The organism is Halapricum hydrolyticum (assembly GCF_025517535.1).
GTDB lineage: Archaea > Halobacteriota > Halobacteria > Halobacteriales > Haloarculaceae > Halapricum > Halapricum hydrolyticum.
The window spans coordinates 1-6,829 of sequence record NZ_JAOPKC010000043.1 but is presented as its reverse complement, the minus strand read 5'-3'; the positions used below and the strand labels follow the sequence as shown (position 1 = coordinate 6,829).

Sequence of the window (6,829 nt, the reverse complement as noted above, 5' to 3'; positions counted from 1 at the left end):
CGTGACGTCGGTGTTGACGTAGACGGCCTCTCCACCGTCGCTCTCGATCTGTTCGACCGTGTCCTGTCCGCCCTCGTCGTCGACGTCGGCGACGACGACCGACGCGCCGCTTTCGGCGAACTCGACAGCTACTTCTCGACCGATGCCTGACGCGCCACCCGTGACTGCGGCAACACGGCCGCTGAAATCAAAACTGCTCATGCACGTTAGAACATGTAGCCCTAGTATTTGGAGATTTGGCAACCACTTTTTCCTGCGTCGGGTGTCCTCGGGCCTGCGGCCCTGCGGGCACCACTCCTTGGAAAAACGTGGGGAAAAACTACCTGCGGCCTTCTTTCAGTCGGCCGCAGTGAAACGCGCCTCCGGCGCGTATGCTAGTCTCTCACCGCCTCTTCACAGTTTGCAATCACGTTTTCGTCCTTTGGGTGTCCTCGGCTCGCTTTCTCAGGGAAGTTCCTCGGTCACGTCGACGAGTTCCACTTCGGTCCGCCAGCGATACAGTCGCCCGTCCCGGTCGAACAACTCGAAGACGCCGTCCTGCATCCAGCCGAACGGGTGTTCCTCGTCCTCGTACTCTCGCTTGAGAACGTGACTCTTGGAGAAATACTCGGTCGTGCCCACGAGTAGCCCCTGTTCGACGAGGAAATCGCTCGGTTCCTTTTCAGCGACGCCGACGAGGTAGGTGACGATATCGGCGATCAGGCAGAACTTCTGGATGCTGTTGTCCCACTCCCCGCGGATATCGACCATCCGGAACGCGTAGGCGTCCTGGCGACGGTTGAGGCGGTCGACCACCAGGTTCAGCCGTCGGATCGGCTCGCGGTCGTAGTTCCCGAGCACGAAGTACGACCGGTCGCTCTCGTAGACGGGCGTCAGCTCGCTCAGTGCGTGGAGGACCTCCTCGTTGTCCGCCAGCGAGATCTCTTCTTCCTCGAGCCGATCCTTGGCACTCGTGAGGACGTCTTCGGGGACGGGCGGCTCCGCATCGGGCATGTCCGCTTTTTCTCGGGGTCGTCTGATATGGTTTCTGGCACAAACCGCCAGCTCCGTACTTCTTTGATTCACTCTGAGGTAGCTTACTCTGGAGTAATTTACTCTGGGGTAAACTACTTGTCGCTGGGGCGTATACTGTGACGTATGAGTACTGAACTGGCGGCTGCGTCGGGCATGGAGTCCCGCGAACTCGTCCATTTCGTCACCCAGCGGACGCGGTTCGCGCTCATCCACAACATCCTGCAACATCCCGAACAGCTCCCCTCGATGTACGAACTTGAGCAACTCAACCCGAGTGTGAGCGAGGCGACCGTCTACAAGCACGTCCAGAAGTTGATCGACGCCGGCATCGTCGAGGAAGTCACGCTGGACGACGATCAGCGCCAGCAGGGCTACCCCTGGAAGTTCTACGGCCTCACTGAGGACGGTCGCGAATTCCTCGCGGAGCACAACTTGCTCGCCGCCGAGGACACCCTCCAGCGGATGTACGAGACCATCTCCGACAAGCCCGAGAAGATGGTCAAATACGAGCAGGCGCCTCGGCCTTAGCCACCTCTTTCGCACCCACTTTTTACTTCGTCGGGTTTCCTCGCTCGCTCCGCTCGCTGCGGGAACCACTCCTCGCAAAAACTTGGGGAAAAACTACCTGCGGCCTCCTTTCAGTCGGCCGCAGTGAAACGCGCCTTCGGCGCGTATGCTAGTCTCCGACCGCTCCCTCGACAATCGCAATTCCCTCGTCGATGTGACGGGCACGAACACCTTGATCAGGTCTGCCACTCTTGTGCCTCTACAGCACCCGATCGACCACAGTCGACAACTTCGCTTCGAGTTCGGACGCCTGGAGGATCCGGATCGATCGCTGCTCGTCCAGCGATGCAGTCTTCGTGTCTTCCAGGTCTTGTACCACGAGCACACCGTTCCAACCGGCTCCGAACGCTGGGTCGTCGTAGACGAACGTCTCGTCTTGCTGGAGAAAGGCCAGATACTCCAGCGTCTCTTTAATACCCCCTCGGATCGTCTCGGGACGCGTCGAATTCTTGACTTCCGTGATCAGGTACTCGCGTCGGTCGTCAGAGGTCACCTCAAGAACGATCACGTCAGGGCGGCCCGTCGCGTCGGAGAACTCGTCGTCGACGAAATACGTGTTCGCGACGCGCCGTGATTCGCGCTGAATGAGTTCCGTTCTCGAAAGGTCTTCGCGGTCTTTCTCGGAGACGTCTGAGAGGAATTTCAGTCCCCGATCACGCCCTGAACTGTTGTGATACAGGACGACTTCGGTGCCATCCTGCGAGAGTCGTGCTACTTCCTGTCTCGCAGACTCTATCGTCCGCATTTCGAAGCGATCGTCGCTCAATTCCTCGATCGCCGCGACGTACCGGAATAGCACGTACAACTCGAACAGTGTCTCGTCGTCATCAGGCGTGATCGCAGTCGTCTCAAGCAGCGATCGGATTGCGGCCTCATCACCGTCGAGACTCCGTTCGTATTCTCGCAAGAGGCGGGCTGCGGTCCGGTATAGCTCACTTCGAGAATCGGCGGCACGCTGAAGCATTCGTGGGGTCGGCTCGTAGCTCGCAGGCGATCGGATCCGGCGAACGTGGACGTTCCGTTCGAACAGTTCCCGCATCCGCTCGATCAGGTCTGTACTCTCACGCCATCGATCGGTGATCCACTCGTAGTCGCGACGCAGGTACGGCTCGGACTCGTCGAGCGTCGTGTAGATAATCGATAGCAGGCGTTTCAACACGAGGTTCTCGTCGATGTCGTAGCTTTCTGTGCGGTGCTCACAAACGAACAGGGACCGGTCGTCGGGATTGCGAGAGTGGCGGGTCCGAACGGTCTTTCCCCAGTTGATACGACCGTCGACGCTGCCGCGGGTGCGCCGAGAGGTGTTCTGCGTCTGGGTTTTGATACGGCGGAGCTGCTCGGGGAGCGACTCGACGAAGTCGACGACAGTGGGTCGGAGAATAAAGTGCAGTCTGACGAGCTGCTCGTAGTCGTGAAACCGCTCGTCGAGTGCGTCCGGTGCGATCTCCGAGACGACGTGACGCTCCGGAAAGGAACCGTGCATCACGTACGCCAGAACGTCCTGAGTGAGCTCGTCGAGGAGTTCGTTCCTATTCATCGATTGTGACCTGTAGCACGTCCGCAGCGAGACGACCCAGCCGCGTCTCATCGACGTCGTCGACGGCGGCGAGTTGTGCAACGATCCGTTCGCGACGTGGCACCCCCTCCAGCTGCGGGAAGACGTAGCTCCCTACGGCCTCGGTAAGCGACCGCTCCAGCGAACTAGGTGTTGCCGTGACGTGTGCGAGCATGTCCTTGATGATCGCCGGGCCGATCTTGCGGTCGTCGACGGCGTTGTTCGTCACGTACCACACGTCGCCAACCGCCTCGCGAACGTCTGACTCGACATTCATCCCCCAGGTCTTCGCGTACGTATCGACGAGCGCAGCCCGTTCGTCGTCGTCTTCCGGGATCGTGGGCGCGTCGACGTACACGAACGCGAACCGTCGCATGAACGCGTAAGACATCTCATACAGCGAGGTCTTGTCGTAGCTGTTCATCGTCGCGATGAGTCGCCAAGATTCTGGCACAGCGTACTGATTGGGTGCAAGCTCGCTATCGATGTCGCTCGCGGGCAGCAGTTCGATCTCCTCGCCCTCACGAGTGAACGGCAACGTCACTGCCTGGCCCGAGAGAAGCGTGAACAACTGTCCGAACGACTTGTCGATGTCCGATCGATTGATCTCGTCGATGATCAGGATCTCGTTGCGCTGGCCGTCCTGTCGCTTGAAACACCGGAGGATCTGTCCGGGCGTGAACGACAGATCGTCACTTTGCTCTTCCGGCATGTACCCGCCGACCGTCTCGAACGTTGACCAGTCTGCCGTCGCGGTCGTCGTTTCGAATCCGGTGAAAACGTCGGGGTTCCGCGCTGCGAGATGAGACGCTACGAGCCGTGCGATCTCGGTCTTGCCAGTTCCTGGCGGTCCGGTGAGAACGATGTGCTTGCCGGCATCCAGTGCCGCCGTGATCTGCTGAGCGATCTCCGCGGCACGATCGTCCGGAAAATACAGTTCCGAGAGTACGTCTGGATCGACATCGAAATCCGGTTTGCCGTATAGATCGAGCTGTTCGTCCGTGTGCGTATCGCCGTAGACGAGCGATTCGACGGAGCCGTATCGACCGCGGATCCCGCCCACGCCCATCTCGTTGAGCGGCGAGAAGCCGAGTGGATAGTCTCGATCGTATCCAGCCAGTTCGTGTATCTCAGAGGAGTCGACGCCGAGTTCGACGGGCGCGTCGAGATAGATCAGACAGACCCACGGCTCGTCCGGCTCGTGATTGGGCCAGATATCGCGGCCGATCCGCTCGCTCTGTTCCGTGGCCTGCACTTCGGCAGCGTACTCGTAGAATCCATCGCGGTAGAAGAATAGGAAGTCACCGGGAGAGACTTTCTTCCACTTCCCCTCGATTGTCGACTTCGTTCCCCATAGACGGACCGTCTCGCCGTCGACGTCTGTTTCCGCATGTGGGCGAACCTGATCGGCTGAGACGCCGTCGAGGACCGTCCGCCGGAAGTTGTCGGCTGCGGCCTCGTTTCCGATCGGCGCGAGAAAGACGTCTGGCCCCGAGTAGGTCATGGCCCGAACATGGATCCACTGATGGATAAAACATCTAGAGAGACGTGGGCTATACGTCGATCGTGTCCGACGATTTATCACTGAATTCGCCACCAACCGGAAGTGATGAACTTGCGTCGACATCCGACTGCTCGGTGTGAGTGCTGTGACAGTTGGCTATGGTACGGTCTGAAATCGGAGGGAAGCGGCTGGAAGGTGCTCTACAAGTGCCAGACAGCAGGATGCGAGGGCGAGGTCGCCACTTCGTTCATCGACATGGCGTCGGTTTCGAGTCGTGACGAAGTATACGAGCGTGCTGAAGATATCGGTCGGACGCTGTGACTCCGAGAAGAGGTGTGTAACCGCTATCCACCGTATGACGATTGATTACGTCCGAAATTCGAGATATGCCCTATCACACGATTGAGACTCCCGACCGCTGTTCGTCCCACCCGCACATCCCTCGGGACGAATAAACGGTGTTTAAGTCAGGCCAACCAATAGGCCAGAGCATGGACGAGCGAACCTACACCGCGGAGGCCGAGCCCGGCGACGACGTAACCGTCAAAGGTTGGGTGCACGAGATCCGCGACCTCGGCGGCATCGCCTTCATCATCGTACGGGACACGACCGGCAAGATCCAGGTCAAATTCGAGAAAGACGAGATGGACGACGACCTGGTCGAGACTGGTCTGGGCGTCCACCGCGAGAGCGTCGTCGCGGTCACGGGCGCTGTCGAGGAAGAAGAGCGCGCCCCCACCGGCGTCGAGATCGTCCCCGAGTCGGTCGAGGTCATCGCCGAGGCCGATCCGGAACTCCCGCTGGATCCCTCCGGGAAGGTCGACGCCGAACTCTCGACGCGGCTGGACAACCGGACGCTGGACCTGCGCAAGCCCGAGGTCAAGGCGGTCTTCGAGATCCGCGCTGAGGTCCTCCGGAGCGTCCGGGAGGCCTTCCGGTCGGTCGACGCGACCGAGATCAACACGCCCAAGATCGTCGCCACCGGGACCGAGGGCGGGACCGAGCTGTTCCCGATCACCTACTTCGGCCGCGAGGCGTTCATGAACCAGAGCCCGCAGCTGTTCAAGCAGCTGATGGTCGGCTCCGGCCTGGAGCGGGTCTTCGAGATCGGCCCGATCTTCCGCGCCGAGGAACACAACACGCCGCGACACCTCAACGAGGCCACCTCGATCGACTTCGAGTCGGCCTTCTTCGATCACCAGGACGCGATGGACGTCTGCGAACACGTCGTCAAGTCCGCTTACGAGGGCGTCGCCGAGAACTGCGGGGCCCAGCTCGAAGCGCTCGGCCTCGAAGACGAGTTCGAAGCTCCCGACGGCGAGTTCCCGCGGCTGACCTACGAGGAGGCCATCGAGCGGATCAACGCGACGGGCGAACTCGACGAGCCGCTGGTCTGGGGCGACGACCTCTCGACGGAGGCCGAGCACGTCCTCGGGCAGGCGGTCGGCGAGCACTACTTCATCACTGATTGGCCCAGCGAGATCAAGCCCTTCTACATCAAGGATTACGACGACGACGAAGAGATCTCGACGGGCTTCGACATGATGCACCCGTCGATGGAACTGGTCTCGGGGGGCCAGCGTGAGCACCGCTACGACCACCTCGTCGCGGGCTTCGAACAGCAAGGCCTGGACCCGGAGGCCTTCGAGTACTATACCAAGATGTTCAAGTACGGCATGCCGCCCCACGCCGGCTGGGGGCTGGGCGCCGAACGGCTCGTGATGACTATGCTCGGGCTCGACAACATCCGCGAGGCCGTGATCTTCCCGCGAGACCGGCAACGGCTGAGCCCGTAGCGAGACGCGAACGAAGTGAGGGTCTCGAATGCGAACGGGACGCAACGCGACCCGTGAGCAGAGCGAAGTCGCTGGGAGCCAGCGAGACGAACGGAGTGAGTCTCGCCAGATCGCCAGCGACTCTCTCCGTAGAGTCGCTCGATCTCGCCGCGGTTCAAGATCGTCGACGTCTGAGTCCTCGAGGAAGACGTTGAGAGCGCACAGGAACAGCGAGCGAAGCCAGCCGTTTCACTGCTGGCGAACACAGCGAGCCAGCAGGTGTTTGAAGTTGCAAGGCTAAAACCTCGCCTTCAGCAGTAGTTGCCGAAGTAGCTGAGAGTCGGATTTCTCCGGTGACAGCGTACGATGAGTATGGTTGCTACCGACGAGGCACGGCAGGTCTGCCGTGCCGCA

General features: G+C 60.5%; 6 protein-coding genes. 2 read left to right on the top strand and 4 right to left on the bottom strand.

All coding sequences use genetic code 11. From position 1 onward, the window contains the following. Both OB916_RS16825 and OB916_RS16820 read right to left on the bottom strand, forming a co-directional pair. Positions 1–201 (bottom strand): SDR family NAD(P)-dependent oxidoreductase (locus OB916_RS16825; protein ID WP_315910455.1); only part of this gene is annotated, 201 nt, incomplete at its 3' end. Positions 202–444: 243 nt separating this feature from the next. Next, positions 445–993, bottom strand: a complete 549-nt coding sequence (locus OB916_RS16820; RefSeq protein ID WP_315910454.1) for a hypothetical protein — start codon at positions 991–993, stop codon at positions 445–447. Positions 994–1,137: 144 nt separating this feature from the next. On the opposite strand from OB916_RS16820, the gene OB916_RS16815 reads away from it, so the two are divergent. Next, positions 1,138–1,542, top strand: coding sequence for a PadR family transcriptional regulator (locus OB916_RS16815; protein ID WP_315910453.1), 405 nt, complete (start codon positions 1,138–1,140; stop codon positions 1,540–1,542). Positions 1,543–1,780: 238 nt separating this feature from the next. Here the strand turns inward: OB916_RS16815 and OB916_RS16810 are convergent, their stop codons facing one another. Together OB916_RS16810 and OB916_RS16805 are read right to left on the bottom strand one after the other, a co-directional pair. Beyond that, complete coding sequence (locus OB916_RS16810) at positions 1,781–3,118, bottom strand: hypothetical protein (RefSeq protein ID WP_315910452.1); 1,338 nt, start codon at positions 3,116–3,118, stop codon at positions 1,781–1,783. Then, complete coding sequence (locus OB916_RS16805) at positions 3,111–4,640, bottom strand: MoxR family ATPase (protein ID WP_315910451.1); 1,530 nt, start codon at positions 4,638–4,640, stop codon at positions 3,111–3,113. Before OB916_RS16805 ends, OB916_RS16810 begins: the two co-directional genes overlap by 8 nt. 491 nt (positions 4,641–5,131) lie before the next feature. On the opposite strand from OB916_RS16805, the gene aspS reads away from it, so the two are divergent. Then, entirely contained in the window at positions 5,132–6,436 is a 1,305-nt protein-coding gene (gene aspS / locus OB916_RS16800) for an aspartate--tRNA(Asn) ligase (RefSeq protein ID WP_315910450.1), read from the top strand. Positions 6,437–6,829 lie beyond the last annotated feature (393 nt).

What these genes read in the sequence shown, in the direction of transcription:
- OB916_RS16820 (WP_315910454.1), bottom strand. Translation starts at nt 993, where the DNA reads ATGCCCGATGCGGAGCCGCCCGTCCCCGAAGACGTCCTCACGAGTGCC.
- OB916_RS16815 (WP_315910453.1), top strand. Translation starts at nt 1,138, where the DNA reads ATGAGTACTGAACTGGCGGCTGCGTCGGGCATGGAGTCCCGCGAACTC.
- OB916_RS16810 (WP_315910452.1), bottom strand. Translation starts at nt 3,118, where the DNA reads ATGAATAGGAACGAACTCCTCGACGAGCTCACTCAGGACGTTCTGGCG.
- OB916_RS16805 (WP_315910451.1), bottom strand. Translation starts at nt 4,640, where the DNA reads ATGACCTACTCGGGGCCAGACGTCTTTCTCGCGCCGATCGGAAACGAG.
- aspS (WP_315910450.1), top strand. Translation starts at nt 5,132, where the DNA reads ATGGACGAGCGAACCTACACCGCGGAGGCCGAGCCCGGCGACGACGTA.